The 24864-nt window shown below is 34.4% G+C and carries 23 protein-coding genes; 13 read left to right on the top strand and 10 right to left on the bottom strand.

The features are described from left to right. Positions 1-744 (bottom strand): tRNA pseudouridine(38-40) synthase TruA, encoded by a 744-nt coding sequence (gene truA / locus RMAG_RS04880; protein ID WP_011738315.1) that lies wholly within the window; start codon positions 742-744, stop codon positions 1-3. A gap of 47 nt (positions 745-791) precedes the next feature. On the opposite strand from truA, the gene RMAG_RS04875 reads away from it, so the two are divergent. From RMAG_RS04875 to RMAG_RS04825, 11 genes are all read left to right on the top strand, one after another. Continuing rightward, complete coding sequence (locus RMAG_RS04875; RefSeq protein WP_011738314.1) at positions 792-1148, top strand: diacylglycerol kinase; 357 nt, start codon at positions 792-794, stop codon at positions 1146-1148. Next, entirely contained in the window at positions 1127-1879 is a 753-nt protein-coding gene (locus RMAG_RS04870; protein WP_011738313.1) for a biotin--[acetyl-CoA-carboxylase] ligase, read from the top strand. The genes RMAG_RS04875 and RMAG_RS04870 overlap by 22 nt, the downstream gene beginning before the upstream one ends. Positions 1880-2191: 312 nt before the next feature. Continuing rightward, entirely contained in the window at positions 2192-2917 is a 726-nt protein-coding gene (lptB, locus tag RMAG_RS04865) for an LPS export ABC transporter ATP-binding protein (RefSeq protein ID WP_011738312.1), read from the top strand. Positions 2918-2930: 13 nt separating this feature from the next. Next, a complete protein-coding gene (gene tsaD / locus RMAG_RS04860) occupies positions 2931-3980 on the top strand; it encodes a tRNA (adenosine(37)-N6)-threonylcarbamoyltransferase complex transferase subunit TsaD (protein ID WP_049752802.1) in 1050 nt (349 codons plus the stop codon). A 1978-nt stretch (positions 3981-5958) separates the two neighbouring features. Then, complete coding sequence (locus RMAG_RS04855) at positions 5959-6390, top strand: VOC family protein (RefSeq protein ID WP_011738310.1); 432 nt, start codon at positions 5959-5961, stop codon at positions 6388-6390. Between the two features lie 597 nt (positions 6391-6987). After that, positions 6988-7719 carry a 1-(5-phosphoribosyl)-5-[(5-phosphoribosylamino)methylideneamino]imidazole-4-carboxamide isomerase gene (gene hisA, locus RMAG_RS04850; protein ID WP_011738309.1) on the top strand — a complete coding sequence of 244 codons (732 nt, stop codon included), beginning with the start codon at positions 6988-6990 and terminating at the stop codon, positions 7717-7719. After that, entirely contained in the window at positions 7709-8005 is a 297-nt protein-coding gene (locus RMAG_RS04845) for an RnfH family protein (protein WP_011738308.1), read from the top strand. The genes hisA and RMAG_RS04845 overlap by 11 nt, the downstream gene beginning before the upstream one ends. Before the next feature lie 38 nt (positions 8006-8043). Then, positions 8044-8892, top strand: coding sequence for an HlyC/CorC family transporter (locus tag RMAG_RS04840; RefSeq protein WP_011738307.1), 849 nt, complete (start codon positions 8044-8046; stop codon positions 8890-8892). Then, the gene (locus RMAG_RS04835; protein WP_011738306.1) at positions 8892-9653 is read left to right on the top strand and encodes a sulfite exporter TauE/SafE family protein; all 762 of its coding nucleotides are present in this window, start codon (positions 8892-8894) and stop codon (positions 9651-9653) included. The genes RMAG_RS04840 and RMAG_RS04835 overlap by 1 nt, the downstream gene beginning before the upstream one ends. Positions 9654-9660: 7 nt before the next feature. Next, positions 9661-10980, top strand: a complete 1320-nt coding sequence (gene pmbA / locus RMAG_RS04830) for a metalloprotease PmbA (RefSeq protein ID WP_011738305.1) — start codon at positions 9661-9663, stop codon at positions 10978-10980. Then, a complete protein-coding gene (locus tag RMAG_RS04825; protein WP_011738304.1) occupies positions 10980-12161 on the top strand; it encodes a UbiH/UbiF/VisC/COQ6 family ubiquinone biosynthesis hydroxylase in 1182 nt (393 codons plus the stop codon). Before pmbA ends, RMAG_RS04825 begins: the two co-directional genes overlap by 1 nt. 409 nt (positions 12162-12570) lie before the next feature. Here the strand turns inward: RMAG_RS04825 and RMAG_RS04820 are convergent, their stop codons facing one another. Continuing rightward, positions 12571-13128 carry a 5-formyltetrahydrofolate cyclo-ligase gene (locus RMAG_RS04820; protein ID WP_011738303.1) on the bottom strand — a complete coding sequence of 186 codons (558 nt, stop codon included), beginning with the start codon at positions 13126-13128 and terminating at the stop codon, positions 12571-12573. Positions 13129-13387: 259 nt separating this feature from the next. Here RMAG_RS04820 and RMAG_RS05620 point away from each other — a divergent pair, with 259 nt between their 5' ends. Then, positions 13388-13546, top strand: coding sequence for a DEAD/DEAH box helicase (locus tag RMAG_RS05620; RefSeq protein WP_081425175.1), 159 nt, complete (start codon positions 13388-13390; stop codon positions 13544-13546). 150 nt (positions 13547-13696) lie between these two features. After that, a complete protein-coding gene (locus RMAG_RS05735) occupies positions 13697-13873 on the top strand; it encodes a hypothetical protein (RefSeq protein WP_148196308.1) in 177 nt (58 codons plus the stop codon). Positions 13874-14436: 563 nt separating this feature from the next. Here RMAG_RS05735 and purH read toward each other — a convergent pair. The 8 genes from purH to RMAG_RS04775 form a co-directional block, all read right to left on the bottom strand. After that, the gene (purH, locus tag RMAG_RS04810) at positions 14437-15978 is read right to left on the bottom strand and encodes a bifunctional phosphoribosylaminoimidazolecarboxamide formyltransferase/IMP cyclohydrolase (RefSeq protein WP_011738302.1); all 1542 of its coding nucleotides are present in this window, start codon (positions 15976-15978) and stop codon (positions 14437-14439) included. Between the two features lie 40 nt (positions 15979-16018). After that, entirely contained in the window at positions 16019-16249 is a 231-nt protein-coding gene (locus RMAG_RS04805) for a helix-turn-helix domain-containing protein (RefSeq protein WP_011738301.1), read from the bottom strand. Positions 16250-16713: 464 nt separating this feature from the next. Beyond that, the gene (def, locus tag RMAG_RS04800; RefSeq protein ID WP_041194929.1) at positions 16714-17274 is read right to left on the bottom strand and encodes a peptide deformylase; all 561 of its coding nucleotides are present in this window, start codon (positions 17272-17274) and stop codon (positions 16714-16716) included. Beyond that, positions 17243-18826, bottom strand: coding sequence for an L-aspartate oxidase (gene nadB / locus RMAG_RS04795; RefSeq protein ID WP_011738299.1), 1584 nt, complete (start codon positions 18824-18826; stop codon positions 17243-17245). The genes def and nadB overlap by 32 nt, the downstream gene beginning before the upstream one ends. 55 nt (positions 18827-18881) lie before the next feature. After that, on the bottom strand, positions 18882-21263 hold the full coding sequence (locus RMAG_RS04790) for an efflux RND transporter permease subunit (RefSeq protein ID WP_011738298.1): 2382 nt from the start codon (positions 21261-21263) through the stop codon (positions 18882-18884). Positions 21264-21266: 3 nt separating this feature from the next. Then, positions 21267-21920: a protein-L-isoaspartate O-methyltransferase family protein gene (locus RMAG_RS04785; RefSeq protein ID WP_011738297.1), complete on the bottom strand. Its 654-nt coding sequence runs from the start codon at positions 21918-21920 to the stop codon at positions 21267-21269. Then, complete coding sequence (gene lpdA, locus RMAG_RS04780) at positions 21917-23329, bottom strand: dihydrolipoyl dehydrogenase (protein ID WP_041194943.1); 1413 nt, start codon at positions 23327-23329, stop codon at positions 21917-21919. The genes RMAG_RS04785 and lpdA overlap by 4 nt, the downstream gene beginning before the upstream one ends. Continuing rightward, positions 23329-24837, bottom strand: coding sequence for a dihydrolipoyllysine-residue acetyltransferase (locus RMAG_RS04775; RefSeq protein ID WP_011738295.1), 1509 nt, complete (start codon positions 24835-24837; stop codon positions 23329-23331). Before RMAG_RS04775 ends, lpdA begins: the two co-directional genes overlap by 1 nt. Positions 24838-24864: the final 27 nt, after the last annotated feature.

Genomic DNA, 24864 nt, shown 5'->3' with positions numbered 1-24864 from the left:
TTATAAATTGGAGTAAAAAGCTTTAATAAAGTAAAGACCATGGGACGGGGCGGCAGGGGCGGCTTGCTTGCGCTGCTTATTATCCAGTATCTCTTTCACCCATTCAATGGATTTTTCACCTTTACCCACTTTGAGTAATGTGCCAACAATGTTGCGTACCATATGATGTAAAAAGGCATCGGCTTTTATGTCTAGTAGAATGTTGTCATCACATTTGTTTAGTTTTATAAATTCAATGGTTTTAATGGAGGATTTCGCTTGACATAAACTACCTCTGAAGGCTGAAAAGTTATGTTTGCCAATTAAATATTTACTGGCTTTATTCATTGCCATTATGTCCAATTTTTTTGATTCCCATAATGAATGAGCTGTTATGATGGAACAGCGAACTTTTGTGTTGTGTATTTTGTAGTTGTATTGTCTAGCAATGGCACTAAATCGTGCGTGGAAATTATCATTAACATGTTTTACCCAAGTGAAATTAACATCACTTGGTAGATTAGCATTGCCACCAAATAGCCAAACTTTATTTTCGCGCTTAATGTTGGTTTCAAAGTGAATAACCTGGCAGGTGGCATGCACGCCAGCATCGGTTCTACCAGAACAAAATACCCTAACGGGGTGATTGGCAACGCTTGATAGAGCCTGTTCAACTACTTGCTGAACAGTGCGGATGTTAGGTTTTTGACACTGCCATCCGTGGAAGTTTGTGCCTAAGTATGCAACACCTAATGCTATTTTCATGATTCAATTTTTTGGTAAAATTAAGTTAACTATTTAAATGAGTTTACATGAAAAATGAACGAACAGGGCTGGGTAGAATTATCAATGCTTTTGGCTTTTCTATGAAGGGCTTAAAGTTTTGTTATCAATCTGAAATAGCTTTTAGGCAAGAATTATGGTTAAGTATTGTGTTAATTCCTTTGGCATTTTTCTTAGGGGACTCATCCGTTGATAAGGTGCTATTAATTGCGCCTATATTTTTAGTGTTAATTATTGAAGTTTTAAACTCATCTATTGAATCAGTGGTTGATAGAATTGGTGATGGATATCACGTATTATCGGGTGCTGCAAAGGATATGGGCTCTGCAGCGGTGTGGTTGTCATTAACTCTACTTGTTATATCATGGTTAATTATTCTGATTTAGTTAATTATTTGAGCGATGATGTTGAATGCTTTACTTTTGATTCAATATCCAGTACCAACGACTATCTATCTCAGTTAGCCTTTTGCACAAAAACACAAATTTGCATTGCTTCTGAGCAAACTCGTGGAAAGGGTCAATACAACCGAACGTGGTTGAGCCAGAAAGATACAAGCATTATTTTATCAATTCGCTATGTTTTTCCTAGTAATATTTCATTGAACGGGTTAAGCTTGGTGATTGGTCTAGCATTGGTTGATGTGTTAGAAAAATACGGTATTTCTGATTTGAAACTTAAATGGCCAAATGATGTTTATTTTGAAGATAGGAAATTGGCAGGTATTTTGATTGAGAATTCACTACAAGGCGATTATCAATCAGTCATTATTGGTTTGGGGCTGAATGTTAATTTTAATCAAAATTTTCAGTGCGAAACATCTTGGATAGATCTGAAACAAATAATTTCAACGCCGATTGATAAGCTCAATTTGAGTAAAAATTTAATTAACAAAATTTTAGAATATTTTGATATTTTTGAATCAAGTGGTTTTGATGAGTTTTATGCTAAGTGGGCGAAAGTAGATTATTTATTAGATAAACAAGTTAAGCATATAAGCAAGAGACAGTTATTTAACGGTACTTGCCTTGGGATCAATCATCAAGGCGTTTTGTTGGTTGAAACTCAATACGGCGTTAAATCGATTTATTCATCTGAGTTTTTACATCTTTGTTAGTGTTGATTGGCGTAATATTTACTTTTGTGCCTGTCATTGAAACACCACCTAAGGCAAGAGTTATTTTTTATGAATAACTCTTGGTGTACTTATATCGCCAGTAACGTTACCATTATTAGTAATGACAATTTTTTTCACTTGCTTCAATATTGCCATTGATATTAACAATTTTAGCAGATTCTCATATCACCGCCAGTTCATTGTGTGCTAACACTTGCTTGTTCTTGATTATTATTTTGTTTAGGTTTTTAGTATTAAATATAATAACTGTTTAACTGTTAAAATCGTTAATTATGATCAGTATCAATCATTATGTCTAGTAATGTTCTAAGCATACAAAATATTAGTAAATCTTACGCAGGTAGGAGTGTGGTTAACGATGTTTCATTTTTTGTACAAGGTGGTAAGGTAGTTGGATTATTAGGTCCGAATGGTGCGGGGAAAACTACTTGTTTTTATATTACTTGTGGCTTGGTTAGGGCAAATTCAGGTCAAGTATCTTTGAACAAAAAAAGAATTGATCATTTGCCTATGCATAAGCGTGCTGATTTAGGGCTTGGTTACTTACCCCAAGAGCCTTCTATTTTTCGTAAGCTTTCTGTGGAAGATAACATTATGGCGGTGTTAGAATTAAACTTTAGTCTCAATAAAAAGCAAAGAGTTCATCGATTAGAAGAGTTGTTGGCAGAATTTAATATTAAACATATTCATCATATTAAAGGTATTAGCCTGTCTGGCGGTGAAAGAAGAAGAGTAGAAATTGCTAGAGCGCTGGCAACGAATCCAAAATTTGTACTACTTGATGAGCCATTTGCAAGCGTTGATCCAATTTCTGTTGGTGATATTCAAAAAATTATTTACCACTTAAAAAATAAAGATATTGGTATCTTAATTACGGATCATAATTATCGTGAAATGCTGGATACTTGTGACTACTCCTATGTGCTACACAATGGTGTGATTATTGCACAGGGTAATAAAGAGCAAATTCTTTACAATGAAAAAGTTCGTGAAGTTTATTTAGGCGGGCATGACTAGTTCTGTCTCTACAATGCACAATAATCAGGATCAACAAACCACTCAACTTGACTTTATTACGTTGGGCATAGAAAGCTCTTGTGATGAAACAGGTATTGGCTTGTATCATTCTGAGCTAGGTCTTATTGGGCACGAATTATTTTCATCCGTTAAAATTCATGCTGAGTATGGTGGTGTGGTTCCAGAGCTAGCATCACGTGATCATATTCAAAGAGTGTTGCCTTTAATTAAAGCAGTTTTAGCAGACGTAAAATTTACTCTGCAAGATTTAAGTGGTATTGCCTATACAGCCGGACCTGGCTTAGCAGGTGCACTTTTGGTAGGGTGTGCTGTGGCTAAATCTTTAGCTTGGAGTTTGGATATTCCATCCTTGGCTGTGCACCATATGGAAGGACATTTGTTAACTCCTTTACTAGAAGAATCTCAGCCTGAATTTCCCTTTGTAGCTTTATTGGTTTCAGGTGGTCATACCATGCTGATTGATGTTAAAGCTATTGGTCAATATAAAATTCTGGGCGAATCTTTAGATGATGCAGTGGGTGAGGCATTTGATAAAACAGCAAAGATTTTAGGTTTGGGCTATCCTGGCGGTCCTGCTTTAGCGATGCTTGCTGAGCAAGGCAACTACGGTGCATTTAAGTTTCCATGTCCTATGGTTGGTCGTCCTGGCCTTGATTTTAGCTTCAGTGGGCTTAAAACATTTGTACGTAATACTTTTGCCAAGTATCCTAGCAAAAAAGAAGATATTGCTAAAGCCTTTGAAGTGGCTACTACACAAACGCTCATGATTAAATGCAGAAGAGCGTTGGAACAAACTAAATACGCAACACTTGTAGTTGCAGGTGGAGTTAGTGCAAACTTGTCTTTACGTAAAAAGCTTAACCAAATGGGTCAAAAGTTGGATGTAAATGTCTTTTATCCAAGGCAAGAGTTTTGTACTGATAATGGCGCTATGATAGCCTTAGTTGGGTATTTTCGACTAAGCCACGGGCAGCATGACACTCATCATGAAATTAATATCAAGCCCAGATGGAGTTTAGAAGAATTAAGTCAAATTGAGTAAACTAAGCAAATTATTTACTCGTGTATCAAATAGGGCTTGATGCGTCATTGGTAGCTATTGAAGCGCATATTTTAGGTGACTTGCCTGAAGGCGTAGTGTGTGAGCAAAGACTACAATTATGATCTCAAAATTGAAATCAATATGCACTTGTTGACAAAGCCATTATTTACCCATATGTTTATTTTCTTAAAATATGTGATTTTTACAAGATGTTAATAATTTTTCTCAAGTTAAGGAACGGCATTACGCAAAACGTGCACTTAAAATTGCTGAAAGTAGTGGTGCATAATTTACTTTTAATCAGTCTGTCTAGTTCAGTAAAAATAATATTGGCAAGATGTTTACCAATCATGTCGCCACTAAGTGTCGATAAAGTCTTAGAATGCACTTTTATTCACAGGTAAAATTTTACTAGCATTTTTTTAGACGAATTATTCTAACTTTCTCGAGGTGTTCTAGAAAGTTTACGCCAACCCCTAAAAAACGGAAAAATCTACCTATCTCGGATTGTCTAATAAGTCACTTTCCTGTAAATTTATAACTTATTGACGCAATGAGTATCTGTATGTGTGGATTCTATGGCGACGGCACCAGTAAATGCTACTATACAACAGACTAAATTACCAAATATAAAAACAAAATATCAGGTTCGCTTTTGGATAGAATTGATATGATGTTAGACGTGTTACCTTTGCTCAAAGAAGCATTACTTAATAAAAATACTTAAAATAGCGAGACCAATGAAATTATCAGAAAAAGAGTTATTAAGGCTTACAATATTCAATTAAAAAAGACAAGGTAAACCTAACGACAAACTTACATTTGGTTAAATAGAAAAACTAGTTGCCATAAGTCAAGACAACAACCATTATTTAGTGTTATTGAAAAATTTATTTAATTGAGATAATTAAGTGCCGGCGATTTGATAACTAAAACACCAACAAAGTATGATTTTAATACTTATCGACTTATTCGTTTGTTTTTATTGTGTTGAAACTTATGGATTGGTAGCAATTTAGTTAGGTGTTGCTAACTAGAGTTTTAATAAATAATGCAATGCTTTTGTTTTTCAAATTTTCTTTCTGATATGCAATCTATATGTTATTAGCGCTTTTAGGTAAATTTTTAATTTCTAGCTTTCCTTCTTTGATTGCATCAACACAAATGTAGAAAGGCAGTATACTAATACCATTGTTCAACAATTTTAACAGCATTCTTCAAAATTTTTATGAAAATAACAAAAATAATTATCTTGAAAATAGAAAATCATTACTTTACGGGCGTTCTATTACATTTTTTACAAATGATAAAAAATAGTATCTGAGTAAAAGAAGAATATGCGTTTCTTTTAGAGGATGAGTTTCTTAAAAAGAGTGCAAATTATATTAAAGTAAGTGAATAGCCGTATTGAAGTTGATGACAATATTTTTGCAGGAGCAAATAATAGTATGATTGTTGCTCTTGTAGATTATGAATGAAAAGGTGATAAAAGAAATATTAGAAGTTTGTAAGGCATGACTGAACAACAATTATATTTTTAAGATTTTTTCTCTAAAATTGATAAAAAGAGTTAGTTACTTTACTACAATTTTTTGTAAGTAAAACTTTAATGTATGGTTTGTATTCTGGAATCTAGGTGGTATTTGACTCAAATTAGTAGTTGCTTATAGTTTCTGATAAAAAATCAATTTGTACAATTTGCGATAAAAATAAAATTTTAATCATTTCTGAAATGTATTTTGAGGATTAAAGTCGAAAATTAAAATGTTAAAGTCGCTTTATAAACAAGTAAATGAACAAAAAATCTCATGGTTTTTTATGATTATAATTTGCTTAATGTTAGGCATTCTAATGATATGGGTATAAAATATAGGAGCATTTAGAGACTATAAAAAATAAATTAATTGATATTCATATGGTGTCAAAGTTCCTCAAGTCAATTGAGAAAATTCAATTCTGTGAACAATAGGAAATAAGCATGAAGTATTTACATACCATGATTAGAGCAACTAATCTGGATAAAACATTGCATTTTTATTGTGATGTTTTAGGGTTGATTGAAGTTAGTAGGAAGAATTATCCACAGGAGGAGTTCACGCTTATTTTTTTGGCAGCAGATGAAGATGTTAATTATCCAAACTCCACATTAATTGAAATTACTCATAATTGGAATAAAGAGAAATATGTTGAAGGGAGGAATTTTGGACACTTAGCATTTAGAGTAAAAAATATATATGGGACATGCAAGCAGTTGATGGATGCAGGTGTTGTTATTAATTTTCCGCCTAAAAATGGGCATATGGCTTTTGTGCGCTCACCTGATAATATATCAATTGAACTATTGCAAGAGGGTGATGCATTGGAAATACAAGAACCATGGGTTAGCATGCCGACCATTGGTGAATGGTAAGTGTTCATAATAGTTACTAATTAAGCAAAATATAAAATGTTTAAAAGTAAAGTACAGCGTATTCTTTATGCGCTAATAACGACTTTCCATGTTTGGGCTTACTTCTTTGTTTATGAATTTAATAGATTTCGGTTTTAATTCTAACGTAATTTCTATTTGGATTAAGTTTGGGCTATAGAATTTTTTATAGTACTTCCTTTGATTTCGCCCCGCTCTATTGCTAAAAATATAGTCTTAGTGATTAATGGCAATAAATAAGGACAAAGGAAAGAGTAATGCCAAACTATAAATGCTTTATAAAGACTTCACTTAAATTAATAGGTTTATATTCTTAAGATTATTGGTTAAATATACTTTTCTTTTGCTAAAAGAAGCACTACTTGGTTAAAAAAATTAATAGAGTGAGCAAGGATTTAAAAGCTATAATGCGTAACTAGAAAGACAAGAAAAAATAAGTGGTTATTTAGAAGGTGTGATTAATAAATTGTACCTATCTGCTAGGATTTGTTATCATATTTTAAAAATGGTGAGAATACTAATTAGCAATATTTAGTTGAAGTGATTGGATATTGCTGACACAATAATTAAGAGAAAAGTATGATTGTTATTCCAGCAATAGATTTAAAAAATGGGCAATGCGTTCGTTTAAGACAGGGTTTGATGGAAGATACGACGGTATTTTCTGACAGCCCCGTTGAAATGGCGGAACAGTGGGTAAAACAAGGTGCACGCAGAGTGCACTTGGTGGATCTTAATGGCGCATTTGAAGGAAGGCCTGTCAATGTATCTAGTGTAACTGAAGTTGTATCAGCATTTCCTGATTTACCGGTGCAAATTGGAGGCGGTATTCGTAACATGCAGATTGCGAATGCTTATATTGAAGCAGGCATTGATTATTTGATTATTGGCACGATGGCGGTAACAAATCCTGAATTTGTGTCTGAGTTGTGTCGTGAATTCCCTAGCAAGGTGATTGTGGGTTTGGATGCGAATGATGGCTTAGTGGCAACACAAGGTTGGACACAACAAACGGATTTGAATGTGGTGAATTTATCTAAAAAATTTGAACAATATGGGGTAAGTTCTATTGTTTATACGGATATTGCGCGTGATGGAATGATGCAGGGAGTGAATATTGAGGCTACAGTTGACCTTGCTAAACAAACCTCAATCCCCATCATTGCTTCAGGCGGAATTAGCAATATGGAAGATATCTTCGGATTATTAGTTGAAGCGCACCATGGTATTATGGGGGCGATTATTGGACGGGCGATTTATGAAGGAACGCTTGATTTTAAACAAGCACAACAATTTTGCGATGCAAATTGAGGTTGCCTACGCTTTAAGAGATAAGCAAACTTTACTTGAGTTAAGAATGAATGAAGGGGCGACCTTAAAGCAAGCAATTGAGGTGTCTGGTATATTGGATATTTATCCGCAGATTGATCTTATCAAAGACAAAACTGGTATTTTTGGCAAAATTGCCAAACTTGATACAATACTTAGAGAGAAAGACCGAGTTGAGATTTACCGCACACTCATTGCTGACCCTAAAGTGGTGCGTAAGGAGCGGGCCGCGCAAGGTAAAAAAATGCGCAGTGGTAAAAAAACTTGAACTTTGTTAAAATAACGCCTTGATATACATAAACGTTAATGAATGAAGAACAGTCTTTATCGAAACCCTCCTTTTTACAAAGGCTAAAAAAACGTTATCTGCGTACACCACTACGTACAACTGATGAGCTCTTGCAGGTGCTCAAAGAGGCGGAAAAAAATCATGTCATTGACTCCCATTCTCGCTTGATTATTGAAGGTACGATGCAGCTTGAAAAGCTAGAAGTGCGTGATGTGATGGTGCCAAAATCAAAAATGGTGATGATTGAATATCAAGCAACTACTAAAGATTTACTTGATATTATGATTAAATCTTCACACTCTAGATTTCCAATTATTAACAGCAATAAGAACAAAATTCAAGGTGTGATTTTGGCTAAGGATTTACTTGAGTTTTTGGCAGGTGATCAGCGCTCTGAGTTTAATTATAAAGAATATTTACGAGATTCTATTCTTGTTCCAGAAAGCAAAACCCTTGGTGCATTATTAAGAGATTTTCAACAAAAAAAATCACATATGGCAATTGTGATGGATGAATATGGTGAAATTGCGGGCTTGGTAACTCTTGAAGATGTATTAGAACAAATTGTGGGCGAGATTGAAGATGAACACGATTTAGAAGAAGATAGTATTATTGATTTTGGTGAAGGTAGATTCTTGCTTAAAGCCAATATACCTATTGAAGAATTTGATGAGTTCTTTGGGGTTAAATTACAAGTTGAAAATATTGACACGGTAGCTGGTTTGGTAATTAAAGGTTTTACTCGTTTACCTGAGCAGATGGATGAAATATCACTACAAGGTTTTGATTTTAAAATTTTAAAAACGGATTCTAGACGTATTCATTTGCTTGAAGTAGAGCGCTCGTTGAATGCTGGTAACACTTAATGGATATCTTTATTAGTGTTTTTTTAATGGGGCTATTAGGTGGCGTGCACTGTTTAGGTATGTGTGGTGGTGTAGTGGGTATGCTCAGTGCTGGACTTGATCCACAAGTAAGGGATAATCCAAAAAAAGCAGTACTTTTTCATCTAAATTATAACCTTGGTAGAATTTTAAGCTATATGCTGATAGGAGCTATCTTTGGCTTAATTGGTACACTATTGGCACAAACCTTACAAATGAGTATGTTTGATAAGGTTTTGCGAATATTTTCAGGTGTGTTGATGGTTATGGTGGGACTATATATTGGTAATTGGTCATCCAGTATTCAAATATTGGAAAAATTTGGCGCTAAACTTTGGGTAAAATTACAACCATTAACCCGATGCTTTTTACCAATTAGAAGCCTTAGAAGTGCGTTTTTTACTGGCTTATTATGGGGGGGCATTCCTTGTGGATTAGTTTATGGTGCGCTTAGTTTTGCTATTTTGTCTGGCTCTATGCTTGAAGGTGGTTTAATTATGCTAACATTTGGACTAGGGACATTACCAAGTTTGTTGTTAATGGCAAGTCTATCTACCCATCTGGGTTTTTTAATTCAAAAATCTTTGGTTCGGCATTTATCTGGCTTGTTGATTATTATATTAGGTATTATGGCATTATGGATGCCGATTAAATCTATGATATTTGACAACATGCGTATGATAAAGCCTTCGCAAGGCGTTACGAGTTTTTACAAGTCTACAGATTTTGATTATTTGGTATAATTTTATCATGGCATCCTTATTAGAAAACACCGCGCAACTTACTATTGATTTATTAAAAAAATATGATATTACTGATTATGAAATTTTGTTAAGCTCAAGTTCTGGTATTTCTACCTCTGTTAGATTAGGCAAGGTTGAAACTTTAGAATATCATTTAGATAAGAGTTTTGATATTAATGTTTATATGGGCAATAAAAAAGGACACGCATCTAGTGTTGATTTTAGCAAACGGTGCATTAGTAAGACCATAGAATCTGCTTGTTTGATTGCTAAATACACACAAAATGATGAATTTAACGGTTTGGCACCAAAAGAATTAATGGCGTTTAATGCACCTGATTTAGATTTGTATTACCCGTGGGATTTAGACTCAAGTGATAGTATTGAGCTGGCCATGCGTTGTGAAGCAAAAGCATTAGACCAAAAGTATATTGATAACTCAGATGGTGCCGAATTATCAAGTTACCAAGGCAAGGGCTTATATGTAAACTCACATGGCATGATGGCAGCACAACAAAGTGCTAAGCATTCATTGCATTGTGCTATTATTGCTAAGCAAGACAAGGATATGCAAACGGCCTATGAATATACAGTGGCATTAGATAATAATGATTTAGAATCACCAGAAGTGGTAGGTCAAAAAGCAGCAAAGTTGGCTATTAACAAGCTAGGAACAAGATCGCTCACATCGAAAAAATGCCCAATTATCTTCACACCACGTTTGTCTTGCGGATTATTTTCACAATTAATGGGCGCGTTAAGTGGTGCTCGCCAATATAAAAAATCAACATTTTTATTAGGCAGTATTGAGCAAAAGATAATGCCTAGTGGTATTAGTTTATTAGAAAATCCATTGGTTAAAAAAACCATTGGTGCGAAGGCCTTTGACCAAGATGGTGTGCTAAAAAGACGACAATATTTTGTCAAAGACGGCCAAGTACAAAGTTATATTATGGGGCAATATTCAGCCAATCAGTTGGGTCTTAAAACTACAGCAAATGCAGGCGGGGTAAATAATGTTATGATTGGGCATGGATTTGAAGGCGGTCTTGATGAGATGATTAAAGATATGCACCAAGGGCTATTAGTAACTGAACTGATGGGACAAGGCGTAAATTACATAACGGGTGACTATTCTCGTGGCGCTTTGGGTTTTTGGGTAGATAATGGAAAAATTCAATACCCAGTGTCAGGTATTACAATTGCTGGTAATCTTAAAGAAATGCTATTAGGCGTTGAACATATTGGCTCAGATATTGACCATCGTAGTAATATTAAGGTTGGTTCTGTTTTAGTGAATCAGATGACCATCGCAGGAGAGATGTAATGCACCCTGAAAATAATTTGCAATATGATATTGTCATTATCGGTGGTGGCATGGTGGGACAGGCATTTGCTTTATCTATGGTTAATAAAGGCTTAAAGATTACTGTTATTGAACCTAATAACCCTAATCCAGAATTGCAGGATAAGTGCCACACACGTGTTAGTGCAATTACACCTAAATCAGAGATATTTTTAAAAAATATTGGCGTATGGGAGTTAATTAAGCGTAAATATGCGTTCACCGATACGTATATTTGGGATCAAAACTCTCATGGTAGTTTAAATTTTAATAAAGAAAATGAGGGTGTTAATCAATTGGGCTATATTATTGAAAATGATGCCATACAATCTGCAATATATACAGAGTTAGAAAAAGCCCATATTGCATTTATTCGTACAAAATTAACTAATATTCATAAAATTGATGATGGCTATCAGCTTGATTTAACTAGTAATCAGAAAATAACATGTGGTTTATTGATTGGTGCAGATGGCACTAAATCAAACGTTAGAGAATTGGCAGGTATTGAATATATTGAGAATAATTACCAGCAAAAAGCTATTGTTTGTAATATTGAATCATTACAAAGTTTTCAAAGTACAACTTGGCAGCGTTTTTTATCAGATAGTATTATTGCCTTGCTGCCTTTTAGCGAACGTCAAGCATCCATTGTTTGGTCAGCAGAAAATCATTTAGCTGATGAGCTTATACAACTTTCAGCTAAGCAGTTTGCTGACAGGCTTGCCCAAGGTGTTGAATATAAATTTGGTCGATTTAAAGTTATCAGCAACATTCAAGCTTTCCCACTCATTGGTCGTAACTCACAAGATTATGTAAAACATAATCTGGCATTAATCGGTGATGCTGCACATAATATGCATCCTCTTGCAGGTCAAGGGGTTAATTTAGGTTTTTTAGATGTTGCAGAATTATCACAACAATTACAAACAAATAATAAACTTTTAGGTGATTATTTAGTTTTACGAAAATATGCCAGAGCTAGGAGATTGAATAATGAGCTCATGGCAAAAACCATAACTGGACTTAATTGGATTTATAAAGAAAATAGTGAGCCACTTAGGTGGCTACGTGGTTTTGGTATGAATCTTATTAACGAAAGCCCTATTTTAAAATATTTCTTGCAAAAACAAGCTTCAGGTGACACACCATTTAATATTTAATAGCTGCTTGAAAAAAATTTACTAATTTTTCTTATTGTTCTAAGTTTCTCTTGATTGATTTGTTTTCTTTCGTCAACTTTTCAGTCTCACTACCTCCAGTTACTAGCCACGTAAATGAAACTAAAACTGATGTGTAAGATAGGTTGGATATGACGCGTTTACTGAGCTAGAAAGACCTATTGTTTATACTAGATATGCCTAATTTTTATTCATTAGTATTTTTTAGAGGGTATGAAGAAATAAAATGAAAAATTAATAGTTAGAATGTTACCTCTTATATTTGTACTTAAGTGTGACGGGCAAATGTAGGTTTAAAGTATGAATGTAATAGATATGTGTTGACGTGATTCAAAGGGTTTACGTATGTTGTTTCAGATACCATTATTCTAAGCAGTATTAAAGTTTTTGCTTATTTGGTGTAAATTGCTGTTGGAGTGATGATTGCATTAAGCGGTACGTCCCAAGGATTGGCGTTGAGTCTGTATACTTTTTGACAATCAAATGCCAAGCCATAAAGTTTTGGATTTTTATAATTTTGTTGAGGTTTTTTAAAGGTAAGTGTACGATCATAAAAGCCACCACCCATACCAATTCTATTTTTATTTTTATCAAAGCCCACCAGTGGCATAAAGATAATGTTTATTTGTTTGGCACTTAAAATTTGGGTAAAAACAGGCTCTTTAATGCTAAATATATTTTTTTTGAAATGCTTATTAATTTTAGAAAATTTAAGACTTTTATTAACTAATATCGGTAAATAGATACTAAAGCCTTGTCTTTTTAAGAAGTTATAAATATATTTAGTATCAATTTCACCGTCATTTGGTAGGTAAATGGCAATTTTTTGTCCATGTTTGAAAGTGACTAATCTTTGTGTTTGGGATAATAAGCGTTTGGCTAATTTTTCTCGGTTGCTGTGATTAATAGCACGTCTTTTTTGTCTAAGTGTGAGTCTTAATGCCTGCATAATTAAGTATTATAACTTTTAAATTATAAAAATTAGATGTTAAATCGTTTAAAGTACAATCCATTGTTTTGTGTCCAACTTTTGAGTTGGTTAATCAGGTAGCAATTGAAATTCAAAAACTTGTCAGAGTCATTCATAATATTAAGATTTTAGCACTGTATAATGACAGTACACCTTTTGGATCGCAAATCGCCTCATTAACTTATGGTGTTCGGATTTGCTCTGGGTGCATTGAAGAGTATTTGCGAAAAGGTATAAATTGAATCATGTTAGTATATTGATACTTGATGAGGCAGATCGTATGTTAGATATGGGTTTTCAAGGATTCATTGATAATATTATTGAAATAATATTCGTCAATCAACAAACTTTATTATTTAATGTGACTTATCTAAATAGCACTTCCAGTATCGCATAGTACGTAATGAAGTTATGGTTAAGGTGTCATTAACACATGAAGAATCGACCAATTAAGCAGGGATGGAACGCATATTGACGGCTTTTAAGCTTTTATTGGCAAAATACAAGTCTAAATCTAGTTTAGTTTTTTTGTAATACCAAAAGCGATATGCAAGAAGTTACTGATAAATTAATTTATTATAAGTTTTACGTATTGGTAATGAGTGGTTATCTTGATCAGCGAAAATGCGATCAAGCATTGATTATATTTTCTAATAAAAGCATGCCTATTCTTATGGCAACTGATGTAGCAGTTCGTGATTTGGATATTGATTCACTTGATTAATTTTAATATTGCTCATAATGAACAAGTTCGTACATACCGCATTGGTCGTACTGGTAGAGTAGGCTGTTGGTATTGTTTGTACTTTGTATAATGATAGAGAAAACTTACAAACTTAATGTGTTGGAGTTAAATATTGGGGGATGGGATTATTTTTGACCCATTACCAAGTGAGTATTATTTAAAAAATCAATAATTACGCTCAGGTGATATAACTTGGAAAAGGGAGTGTTACTTTTGACCAAATTGGTAAGATTAATGTAGTCTTATGTTGCGGTAAGTTCAGAATTGGTTAAAACTGCATTAAAAAAGATAAGTCGTGATAAATTAAAAAGCAGGTCGTTTAAAGTGAGAGTTCTTTAGCGCACCTACAACACCTCATTAATAAATTTAGGTTTAATCAGGGATTTCATATTTTTTTATCATGTTCGCCAATTCTCTAACACTCTTTTTAATCTTTAGTATTTTTCTACTCCTGTGCAAGCACATCAAGCTTACCATTAGCGATGGATTTTGTATTTTGTGGATAGGCCTTAATTTTATCGACTGACATAGTTGTTTTTTAGCTAATGTTTAAAATGGCGCATGTCTGTAAATACCATTGCAATAGTATGCTTATTTGCTGCCTTTATAACTTCGGAATCATGCATTGAGCCACCTGGTTGAATAATGGCTTTGATGCCGATTTGTGCTGCTGCGTCAATACTATCCTGAAATGAGAAAAAGGCATCAGACGCCATTACAGAGCCTTCAATAGTGAGAGATTCGTCAGCTGCCTTAATGCCAGCTATTTTGGCAGAGTAGACTCTAGACATTTGACCCGCACCAACACCAATGGTCATCTGGTTTTTAGCGTAAACAATGGCGTTTGATTTAACCACTTTGGCAACTTTCCAAGCAAATAATAAATCTTTAATTTGGTCTTTATTGGGTGCTAAATTACTGACGTATTTAATATCATTTTTTGTGATAACGCCTAAGTCCTTATCTTGTACTAACAAGCCATAAGTCACACGTTTATAATCTAGTGAAGGTTTTTCTATGTTTAAATCACCACACTCTAGTACACGTATATTTTGTTTGGCTGATAACACTTCTTTAGCGTCATTATCAACATTAGGCGCAATAATGACTTCAACAAACTGACGCTCAATAATACGTTGTGCTGTCTTTTTATCTAGGTTACGATTAAAGGCAATAATGCCACCAAATGCTGAAGTTGGATCGGTTTTAAAAGCATTATCATAAGCATTAAAAATGTTAGCACATACGGCAACACCACATGGATTGGCGTGCTTAACAATCACGCAACACGGCTCATCAAAACTACGTGCACACTCAAGCGCTGCATCTGCATCTGCCATATTATTGTATGACATTTCCTTACCTTGACATTGTGTTGAGGATGCTACGCAAGCCTCAGTGATGTTACTCTCAACATAGAATGCAGCATTTTGGTGTGGATTTTCCCCATAGCGCATTGATTGAACCTTGTTAAATTGTAGATTGATGGTGTTAGAAAAACCGTCTTCTTCTTTGCCTAAATAATTAGCAATGGCGCCGTCATAAGCTGCTGTATGTTCAAATGTTTTAAGGGCTAGTTTGATTCGAGTTTCAAGCGTGGTATTGCCTGATTTACTAATTTCACTCATGACTTTTTTATAATATGTATTATCTACTACAACCGTAACAGATATATGATTTTTGGCACTTGATCTTAGCATTGCTGGGCCTCCAATATCAATATTTTCAATCGCATCTTTTAACGTGCAGTCAGCCTTAGTAATCGTTTCTTGAAATGGATATAGATTAACCACAACTAGGTCAATTGGTTTAATGTCGTTTTCTGCCATTACATCCTCATCAAGCCCGCGGCGCGCTAAAATGCCTCCATGAATTTTAGGATTAAGGGTTTTAACGCGACCTGCCATCATTTCAGGGAATCCCGTGTAGTCTGATACTTCAATAACTGGAATATGATGCTTATTCAACAGTTTGGCTGTACCACCTGTGGAAATAATTTCGATATTTTTATTTGCCAAAAATTGGGCAAAATCAATCAATCCAGTTTTATCAAAAACACTGATTAAGGCACGTTGTATAAACATTTAAAATTTGACAAGTAGTTAAAAAAATAATTATAAAGTGTTAGAGTTTGTATCGTTGGATTTTTTTCTTTAATGTACCACGATTAATACTTAGAATTCTTGAAGCCTCACTTTGATTATTTTTGACAAAGTCAAGTACAAATTTAATCACAATAGATTCTACATTATTAATGATCATTTTATGCACGCCACTTGCTTGCTCGCCATCCAATTGTTTAAAATAACGTTTAAGTTTTGCATTTATACAGGTTGGTAAATCAGTTGAGCTCATAATTATTGCAGGTACTTTTCAAGTAGGTTGAATTATTATTTTTGCTTATTAATTAGATTAGTGCTTTGCTAAAATTGCTGGCATATTTTTTATTCAAGGTGCGTAGCATACCAAAAAATGTGCTTTCTAGCGAGTCTTAAACCTAAAAATTGTCATAAAATTTATAAATTTGTTGAATATGACTAAGAATGGCTTTTAAGTGATATGGTTTGGAACATACTATTCAGTTTTAAGAAAATGATCAATTTCATTAATAATCCAAGGGTTTCACTATGTCTCCCTATCAGTTATAGCACCACTATATTCCAGAACTTATTTAGCTTTATCTACACTGGCAATTACTGAAATATTAATTTGATACACCACATTCTTAATGTGTGATATTACACACCATTTCTGAGGTTGTTAATGCTGTACCTCTGTAGCTACCTCCAAATAATACTTGCGAATCAAGCTTATACAGACTAATTTTTAGTCATTTTTTTTGTTTTTTTTAATAGGCGTTTTTGTTTGAGTTTGGATAAATAATCAACAAACAAAACACCTTTTAAATGATCCAGTTCATGTTGAATACAAATAGCAAGTAACCCTGTTGCTTGCAGAGTAAATACCTCTCCTTTTTCATTGAGTGCTTCAACTTTAATATGATTAGCGCGTTGCACTTCTGCTTGAAAATCTGGTACGGATAGACAACCTTCGATGTGTTTTTCTTGCCCGTCTTTTTCTTTAATTCTTGGGTTAATAAAACACAAAGGATGATGTTTTTGTGATTGCTTGTGTGAGCTTCTTTGGAAGTTTTTTAAAAATAGTTGATAGTCATCTTGCGAGTTTGGTTCCAAATCAATCACCACCACTTGTAAATGTTGGTCAACTTGAGTGGCAGCTAAGCCGATACCATCTTTGGCGTATATGGTTTCAAACATGTCCTTGATTAAAGTTTGTATAGTTTCATCAATCACATTTACGTGTTTGGCTTTGGTTCTTAGACGTTTATCAGGGTAGTTTAAGATGGGTAGAATCATGATTTTTAATTATGGTGTTAATTGCTTGGTTTGCTTGTTGTGGATAGTCCTCATTGTAATGCAATCCTCTGCTTTCTGTTCTAGAAATTGCAGATTGAACAATTAATTGTGCAGTTTGAACAAGGTTTCTTAACTCAATTAAATCACTAGAGATTAAATAAAGTTTGTAGTAATCGTTTACTTCTGCTTGAATTTGCTTAAGCCGATGTTGTGCATATTTTAGGCGTTTGTTAGAACGTACAATGCCAACAAAATTCCACATAATACGGCGAATTTCATCCCATAAATGCAACACCACAACTTTTTCTTTTGAAGGCGCTGCTCTGGAGGCATCCCATTGGCTAAATTTTTTATACGTTAATGTTATTGATTGTTGGTTAATATGATTGGCACAAGATTTGGCAAATACCATGCATTCTAATAAAGAATTGCTCGCCATACGATTGGCACCATGCACACCTGTGTATGCTACCTCTCCAACAGCATATAAATTGTCTACATTAGTTTGACCATAAAGATTAGTTTGTACACCGCCGCAAGTGTAATGAGCTGCAGGCACAACAGGAATGGGTTCTATAGTGATATCAATACCAAACGATTGACATTTTTTATAAATAGTCGGGAAGTGTTGCTTAATCCAATCTTTGTTTTTAAATGAAATGTCTAAATAAACGCAATCAAGGCCATGGGCTTTTATTTGCGCATCAATGGCACGAGCAACAATATCACGTGGTGCAAGCTCTTCTCGACTATCAAATTCATGCATAAAGGCTTTACCATTTGGTAAGACTAATTTGCCACCTTCGCCACGAAGTGCCTCAGTAATTAAAAAAGATTTTGCGTGAGGATGGTAAAGGCAGGTAGGGTGGAACTGGGTAAATTCCATATTAGTAATCACGCATTTTGCTCGATATGCCATGGCAATACCATCACCCGTTGATGTATCTGGATTGGAGGTATAAAGATAAACCTTTGATGCGCCACCTGTGGTAATAATGGTTTTATGGGAGATAAAATTTTCAATTTGGCAGGTATTCTTATTAAGAATATAGGCGCCATAGCAACCGTGAGATTTGATTAACAAATCAACGGCAATATAGTTTTTAAAAAGTGTTATGTTACTTTTTTCTTTAACGCTTTTGAGTAAATTGATTTGGATTGATTGCCCTGTTTTATCAGCAACATGTGCTACTCTTCTATGACTATGACCACCTTCGGTAGTTAGATGGTACCCTTCTTTATTTTTGGTAAACTTAACGCCAGAATGTTCTAATGAAGTAATAGCTTTGGGTGCATTTTCAACCATAAAGTGAATGGCAGTTTTATCACCCAGACCTTTTGCAGTTGACAGGGTGTCTTGTGCGTGAGTATTAAAGTTATCATTTACATCTAATACGGCAGATATACCGCCTTGTGCATAGTATGAACTGCCTTTTAATATCTTATCTTTTGCAATCAATGCGATGTTTAAATTATCTGACAACTGCAGTGCACTCATTAATCCTGCACTGCCTGTACCAATGATTAGAACGTCAAAATTATGTTGTTTTGACATAGGTATTAATGATAAATGAATGTTACTGACATAATTTTTTTAATTCGTTAACGCCTTATAGATTGATTTTCGGCTTTACCATGAGTATTAATTTGGGTAGTAGAGTTAAATTAGTAAGTAGCGCACTGAGCATTGCAATGGCAGTAAATACGCCAAAGTAAATACTGGGTATAAAGTTAGATAAGGCTAAAATTAAAAAGCCCATTGTTACCGTAATTGACGTATAAAACATTGCCAAACCAATACTAGCATGAGAACGATACATTGTTGCTATATAATCTCTATCTTTTTTAAATTCATCCTTAAAACGATGAATGTAGTGAATGGCATTATCAACACCAATGCCAATGGCAATCGCTGAAATGGTGATGGTCATTAAATCTAGTGAAATATTCAATAGTCCCATAATACCAAGAATAAAAAGCGACGGCAAAGTGTTTGGAATTAGTGCAAGAATAGATAAACTAATTGATTTGAAAATAAACAAAAACATAATAAAAATCATCATAAATACTATAGCAATGGTCTTGATTTGCGACTCAAATAAACTTTGTAACATGTTGTTATACAAAACAAACATGCCATTTAAATGAAAACTATCTGCTTTAAACCTAAGATTAGTAGAAATATGGTGTTTGATTTTATCAATCAACTCACTACGTTTTAACTCTTTATTAGTTTCTAGGATACGGACAACCATTCTGAGTTGCCTGCTATCTTCAGATAAATAAGGATATAATACTTGTTTTTTAGCGCTTTCAGGTAGTTGAAGGCGGATAATGTTTAAGAAAAATCCATTAAGCTTCTCATCATTGTTGGCTTGGGTTAAGAGTTGCATCAGAATGTCAATTGATAAAACCTTGCCAGTTTCTTTCAAAGAATCAAGATACTGATGAACTTCATGTATCTCATCACGTAAATCTTCATCAAACCAATAGTCTTCTGCCAAATCATCAAAAATAATTTCTAGCGGAATGGTGCCACCTAGTTTTTTATCAATTAAGGTTAAACCTTGGTTGATTTCCGTGTTTTTTTTAAAAAAATCAATAAAACGATTTTCAACACTAAGTTTACTAATCCCAAACCAAGCACCTATTACAAATATTATCAATACCACCAACAAATGATTGCCAAATTTTTCTACAAATTTAGCCAATGAAGTAGTGACACTTAATTCTGTTTTGTGTTTTGAAATTTTTTCTTTTGATAATAAACTCATGATCATTGGAAAAGCAAGAAATGATAACATAAAGGCAATGGTGACACCAATTGACATCATCCAGCCAAAATCAATTACGGGTCTGATGCCACTAATAAGTAAAGAACCAAAAGCCACAAACGTGGTTAAAGTTGTAAAAAGACAGGGCTTAAACATTTGTAACAAAGTGTCTTTAATGAGTTGGCTTGAGTCAAGATCTGGATTTAGTTGAGCAATTTCTCTATATCTAACCACGAGATGAATAATCACAGAAAGTGTCATTACCAGTAATAATGAAAAAAAGTTAGATGAAATAACGGTAACTTTCCAACCTAAATAAGCCAAAATACCAGTCATGATAAGAGCGCTAACAATACTGATGCCAATTGGTATAATAACCCAGCGAATACTTTTGAAAATAATCATTAAGATTAAACTCATTAGCCCAATAACTGCCAAGCTAAATATGATCAAATCACTACCAATATAAGCCACAATATCGCTGGTTATCATAGGTAAACCGCCTAAAAATAGACGGGCTTTGTCTGAATGTTGACTAATAGTGGTTCGAATTTTGGCAATTGTTTGTGTTTGTAATTCACTCTGGACAATGGTATTTTTTAAAACTTGCTTTTCGATAATTTTAAGTTTTAATTTCTGGTCATCTGACAATTTATTATCAGCCATTTTAATGCGCATTTTGTCACGATTTTCACGTAATTTTTTGAACTTATGGTTGTCTTTTAGCACCACTAAAATGGCGGTTGTCTTGCCATCTTTGCTGACTAAATTATTAGCATATAAAGGTGAATTTTTAAATTCATCATTGGCTAAGATTAAGTCAGCATTGCTATTATCAATGCTGATGTTTTCATCAGCTAAATTAGCTAAAGATAATGGGGGTGATCTAAAGAGTGGCACATCTAAGATAGTCGTCACCGATTTGACTTGATTAATTTTGATTAATTTTTGTCTAAATTTTCTAAGATGGTTGAGTTGTTCAGATGCCAGTAAATTACCTTCAACCTGATAAGAAATAACCAAATAATCATCAGATCCATAATTTTTTTTAATACTTTGGTAATAGCGTAGGTTTTCATCACCCTCCAGTACTAAAGAATCTGAAGAGGCATCCAGTTGAAAATCAGGTATTTGAGCAATAAAAAATATAGTAACCAGTGATAAAAGTGCAAGCCCTAATAAGGGTTTTTTCAGAACAAATCCAAAAAACACATTCATGTTTTAAAACTCAAAACTGGCTGATGATTCTAACCCTTGCATGGGATCTAATTGTGTTTCAAATAAGGATTTTGTATTCCATTTATGTTCACTAATACGAGTAATCAATTTTGCACTCATGATATTTCCAGTACCTTCAATCACAAAAATTCTACCACCCACATTTAATAAGTGAAAGTAACGACCTGTAATTTTAGGCACTGAACTGCTAACAATAACCACATTAAAAAAGTCATCAGAATACCAACCCTTTGAAGCATCTCCCACTTTTAAATTAATATTATCAATGCCCAATACATTGATTTTTTCTTGAGCACTATGACTAAGTGCCTCATTAATTTCAATACTGGTTACAGATTTGCATAATTTTGATAGAACAACTGTTAAATAACCGCTACCTGTGCCCACTTCTAATACAGTTTCATCTCTTTGAATATTAAGCGCATCTAGTAAGCGTCCTTCAATTTTTGGAAAAAGCATTTTTGCTTTATCAGTAAGTGGAATTTCAATATCTGCAAAGGTAAGATTTTTATATTTCTCTGGTACGAAATCTTCTCTTTGTGTGTCTTTAAGTGCATTATTAGCAATATAATTTAATCCACCCCAAGGACGAATTTGTTGCTCAATGACGTTTTCTCTTGCTTGCCTTGTATTCATAGTTGCTTCCTATTTTTTGGCGGTAATAAATCTGTGATTGTACCCTGTGCCATTTCAGTTGCAAAGGCAATAGTTTCACTTAAAGTTGGGTGAGCGTGGATGGTGAGTGCGATATCATCCATATTACAACCCATTTCAATAGCAAGTGTTGCTTCAGTAATTAACTCACCTGCATTAGTACCACAAATACCCATGCCTAAAATCCTACCTGTTTTTGTATCAAACAAGCCTTTGGTCATGCCTTCAGATCTACCAATGCTTAAACTACGGCCTGAAGCTGCCCAAGGAAATACACCTTTTTCATAAGAAATACCTTCAGCTTTAAGTTCTTTTTCGGTTTTTCCTGTCCAGGCGATTTCTGGGTCGGTGTAGGCAACGGATGGAATTGTGAGAGCATCAAAGCCTAATTTGTGTCCATAAATGACTTCTACTGCGACTTTGGCCTCGTGTACGGCTTTGTGGGCAAGCATGGGTTGTCCAATAATATCGCCGATGGCGTAGATATTTTGAACGTTGGTTTTCATTTGCTTGTCTGTTGGGATAAAGCCCCAATCGTTGACTTCAACGCCTGCTTTTTCACAATTGATTAATTTACCATTAGGAGTGCGACCAATGGCGACTAGAACTTTATCAAAGATGTCAAATTCTGGAGCGTTTTTGCCTTCAAAACCGACTTTGATGCCTTCTTTTAGTGCATTCATATTGATTACTTTAGTGTTTAAAAAGATATTGGTATATTGTTTTTTAATGCGTCTAAATAGTGGATTGACAATATCTTTGTCAGCGCTAGTAATGAGTTGGTCTGATAATTCAACAATTGATATTTCACTACCCAGTGCGTGATATACTGTTGCCATTTCTAGGCCGATAATACCACCCCCAACAACAAGCAAGCGTTTTGGTATGTTGGTTAGGTCTAATGCATCTGTTGAGTCCATCACACGAGCATCATCAAATGGAAAGACAGAGATTTTGGTAACTCGTGAACCTGCGGCGATAATACATTGTTCAAATTCAATGATATCGTCGCTATTTTCGATTGCAAGTTGATTGGATGAGATAAACTTACCATAACCCGTTATAACATTAATCTTTCTTGCTTTTGCCAAAGCTTTGATGCCACCTGTTAATTTAGCGATAATGTTGGTTTTATTTGTGCGTACGTCGTCAATATTAATGCTTGGTTCATTAAACGTAACACCTAGATGGGAGGCTTCTTTTGCTTCATTGATGATTTTGGCAGTGTGAAGGAGTGCTTTAGAAGGAATACAGCCAACATTTAGGCACACACCACCTAAAGCGTCATAACGCTCAATTAAGACAACTTGTTTACCTAAATCAGCCGCTCGAAATGCAGCTGTATAACCGCCAGGACCAGAACCAATCACAACAATTTGAGTTTTTATAATCATAGGATTCCCTTCATGCCTTGCAAAGTGTTGTTTAACTCTGCCATAAACCGTCCACCTTGTGCGCCATCAATCACGCGGTGGTCGTAGGATAATGCTAGTGGTAATGTTAAAGTGGGGGTAAAATTTTCACCATCCCAAGTGGGTTTGAAATATGAGCGTGATACACCTAAAATAGCCACTTCTGGCGCATTAACAATGGGGGTGAATTGTGTACCACCAATACCGCCTAAGCTGGAAATGCTTAGGCCTGCGCCTTGCATATCAGAAGGCCTTAACTTGTCTTCTCGTATATTTTTTGAAGTTTTAAAAAGTTCTTTAGCCAAATCAAATAAGGATTTTTGTTCAACATCGTGAATAACTGGCACAATTAAACCTTTTGGTGTATCCATTGCAATACCTAGATTGAAATACTTTTTAATAATCAGGTTTTCACCTGACTCATCAAGTGATGCATTAAAATTTGGATGATTTTTTAACGTTTGAACCAGTGCTTTCATGATAAAAACTAAGGGGGTGAGTTTAATACCGTTGGCTTTTTGTTCTTGTCGGTACGCTTCCATTTGATTAATATTGACTTCGTCAAATTGGGTAACGTGGGGGATGTTTAGCCAGCAGGCAGTCAAATGTTTGCCTGATAATTTGTTAATTCTGGACAATGCTAATGTTTCAGTGTCGCCAAATTTAGAAAAATCAATCACTGGTGTTTTAGGAATAACACTGCTTAAATTACCAGAGATCATTATTTGTTTAACATAGTCTTTAAGGTCAGCATCTAAAATTCTGCCTTTTTGCCCTGTGCCAGTGACAGATAATAAATCAACACCCAACTCTCTAGCCAGCTTACGAATAGAAGGTGAAGCGTGCGAATTGCCTTTGGGTAGAATTGAGACAGTTTGATTAGTATTTGTTGTTATGGGTGTTGGTATCGGTTCGGACACAAGGCTTTGCGCTTTAGTTTCGATAGATGTTTCGAGTGCTTTTTCTACGCCTATACTTTCAATGTTAAGAATTAATGCACCTAAAGAGATTTTATCGCCCAGTGTAACATTAATATCGATGACCTTGCCTGCAACTGGCGTTGGGATTTCCATTGAGGCTTTATCGCTTTCTAAAGTTATTATGCTGTCTTCTTTAGATAGTTTATCACCTATGCTGACTAAAATTTCAATCACTTCAACCTCATCAAAATCACCAATATCAGGCATAACAACGGGTACAATTTGGGACTTAAAATTTTCATTTTTGGTATTTTGAACTTTATTATCTTTTCTTTCAACGCTCAAAATAGCGCTACCTTGTTTAATTTTGTCGCCAATATTGACTTCAATTTTTGTGACAATACCTGTAAAAGGACTTGAAATTTCCATAGAAACTTTGTTGCTTTCTAAAGTAATTATGCTGTCATCAGTGTTTATTTTGTCGCCAATGTTGACTAAAATTTCAATTACCTCAGCTTTGTCAAAATCGCCAATATCAGGCAATGTTATATTTTTTATACTTGTCATAAGTTTTGCATATTTAGAAAACAATTT

It is taken from the genome of Candidatus Ruthia magnifica str. Cm (Calyptogena magnifica), from assembly GCF_000015105.1.
GTDB lineage: Bacteria > Pseudomonadota > Gammaproteobacteria > PS1 > Pseudothioglobaceae > Ruthia > Ruthia magnifica.
The sequence above is the reverse complement of the archived record's forward strand: the minus strand, read 5'-3'. Positions and strand labels throughout refer to the sequence as shown.

Bases quoted from the DNA above. Each gene is read 5' to 3' on its own strand.
- purH (WP_011738302.1), bottom strand. From the start codon at position 15,978: ATGTTTATACAACGTGCCTTAATCAGTGTTTTTGATAAAACTGGATTG.
- RMAG_RS04845 (WP_011738308.1), top strand. From the start codon at position 7,709: ATGCAAATTGAGGTTGCCTACGCTTTAAGAGATAAGCAAACTTTACTT.
- RMAG_RS04775 (WP_011738295.1), bottom strand. From the start codon at position 24,837: ATGACAAGTATAAAAAATATAACATTGCCTGATATTGGCGATTTTGAC.
- RMAG_RS04855 (WP_011738310.1), top strand. From the start codon at position 5,959: ATGAAGTATTTACATACCATGATTAGAGCAACTAATCTGGATAAAACA.
- RMAG_RS04820 (WP_011738303.1), bottom strand. From the start codon at position 13,128: ATGCAGGCATTAAGACTCACACTTAGACAAAAAAGACGTGCTATTAAT.
- hisA (WP_011738309.1), top strand. From the start codon at position 6,988: ATGATTGTTATTCCAGCAATAGATTTAAAAAATGGGCAATGCGTTCGT.
- RMAG_RS04825 (WP_011738304.1), top strand. From the start codon at position 10,980: ATGCACCCTGAAAATAATTTGCAATATGATATTGTCATTATCGGTGGT.
- RMAG_RS04875 (WP_011738314.1), top strand. From the start codon at position 792: ATGAAAAATGAACGAACAGGGCTGGGTAGAATTATCAATGCTTTTGGC.
- truA (WP_011738315.1), bottom strand. From the start codon at position 744: ATGAAAATAGCATTAGGTGTTGCATACTTAGGCACAAACTTCCACGGA.
- tsaD (WP_049752802.1), top strand. From the start codon at position 2,931: ATGCACAATAATCAGGATCAACAAACCACTCAACTTGACTTTATTACG.
- RMAG_RS04805 (WP_011738301.1), bottom strand. From the start codon at position 16,249: ATGAGCTCAACTGATTTACCAACCTGTATAAATGCAAAACTTAAACGT.
- RMAG_RS04870 (WP_011738313.1), top strand. From the start codon at position 1,127: ATGGTTAATTATTCTGATTTAGTTAATTATTTGAGCGATGATGTTGAA.
- RMAG_RS04840 (WP_011738307.1), top strand. From the start codon at position 8,044: ATGAATGAAGAACAGTCTTTATCGAAACCCTCCTTTTTACAAAGGCTA.
- lptB (WP_011738312.1), top strand. From the start codon at position 2,192: ATGTCTAGTAATGTTCTAAGCATACAAAATATTAGTAAATCTTACGCA.
- RMAG_RS05735 (WP_148196308.1), top strand. From the start codon at position 13,697: ATGCAAGAAGTTACTGATAAATTAATTTATTATAAGTTTTACGTATTG.
- RMAG_RS04785 (WP_011738297.1), bottom strand. From the start codon at position 21,920: ATGAATACAAGGCAAGCAAGAGAAAACGTCATTGAGCAACAAATTCGT.
- pmbA (WP_011738305.1), top strand. From the start codon at position 9,661: ATGGCATCCTTATTAGAAAACACCGCGCAACTTACTATTGATTTATTA.
- RMAG_RS04835 (WP_011738306.1), top strand. From the start codon at position 8,892: ATGGATATCTTTATTAGTGTTTTTTTAATGGGGCTATTAGGTGGCGTG.
- nadB (WP_011738299.1), bottom strand. From the start codon at position 18,826: ATGTCAAAACAACATAATTTTGACGTTCTAATCATTGGTACAGGCAGT.
- RMAG_RS04790 (WP_011738298.1), bottom strand. From the start codon at position 21,263: ATGAATGTGTTTTTTGGATTTGTTCTGAAAAAACCCTTATTAGGGCTT.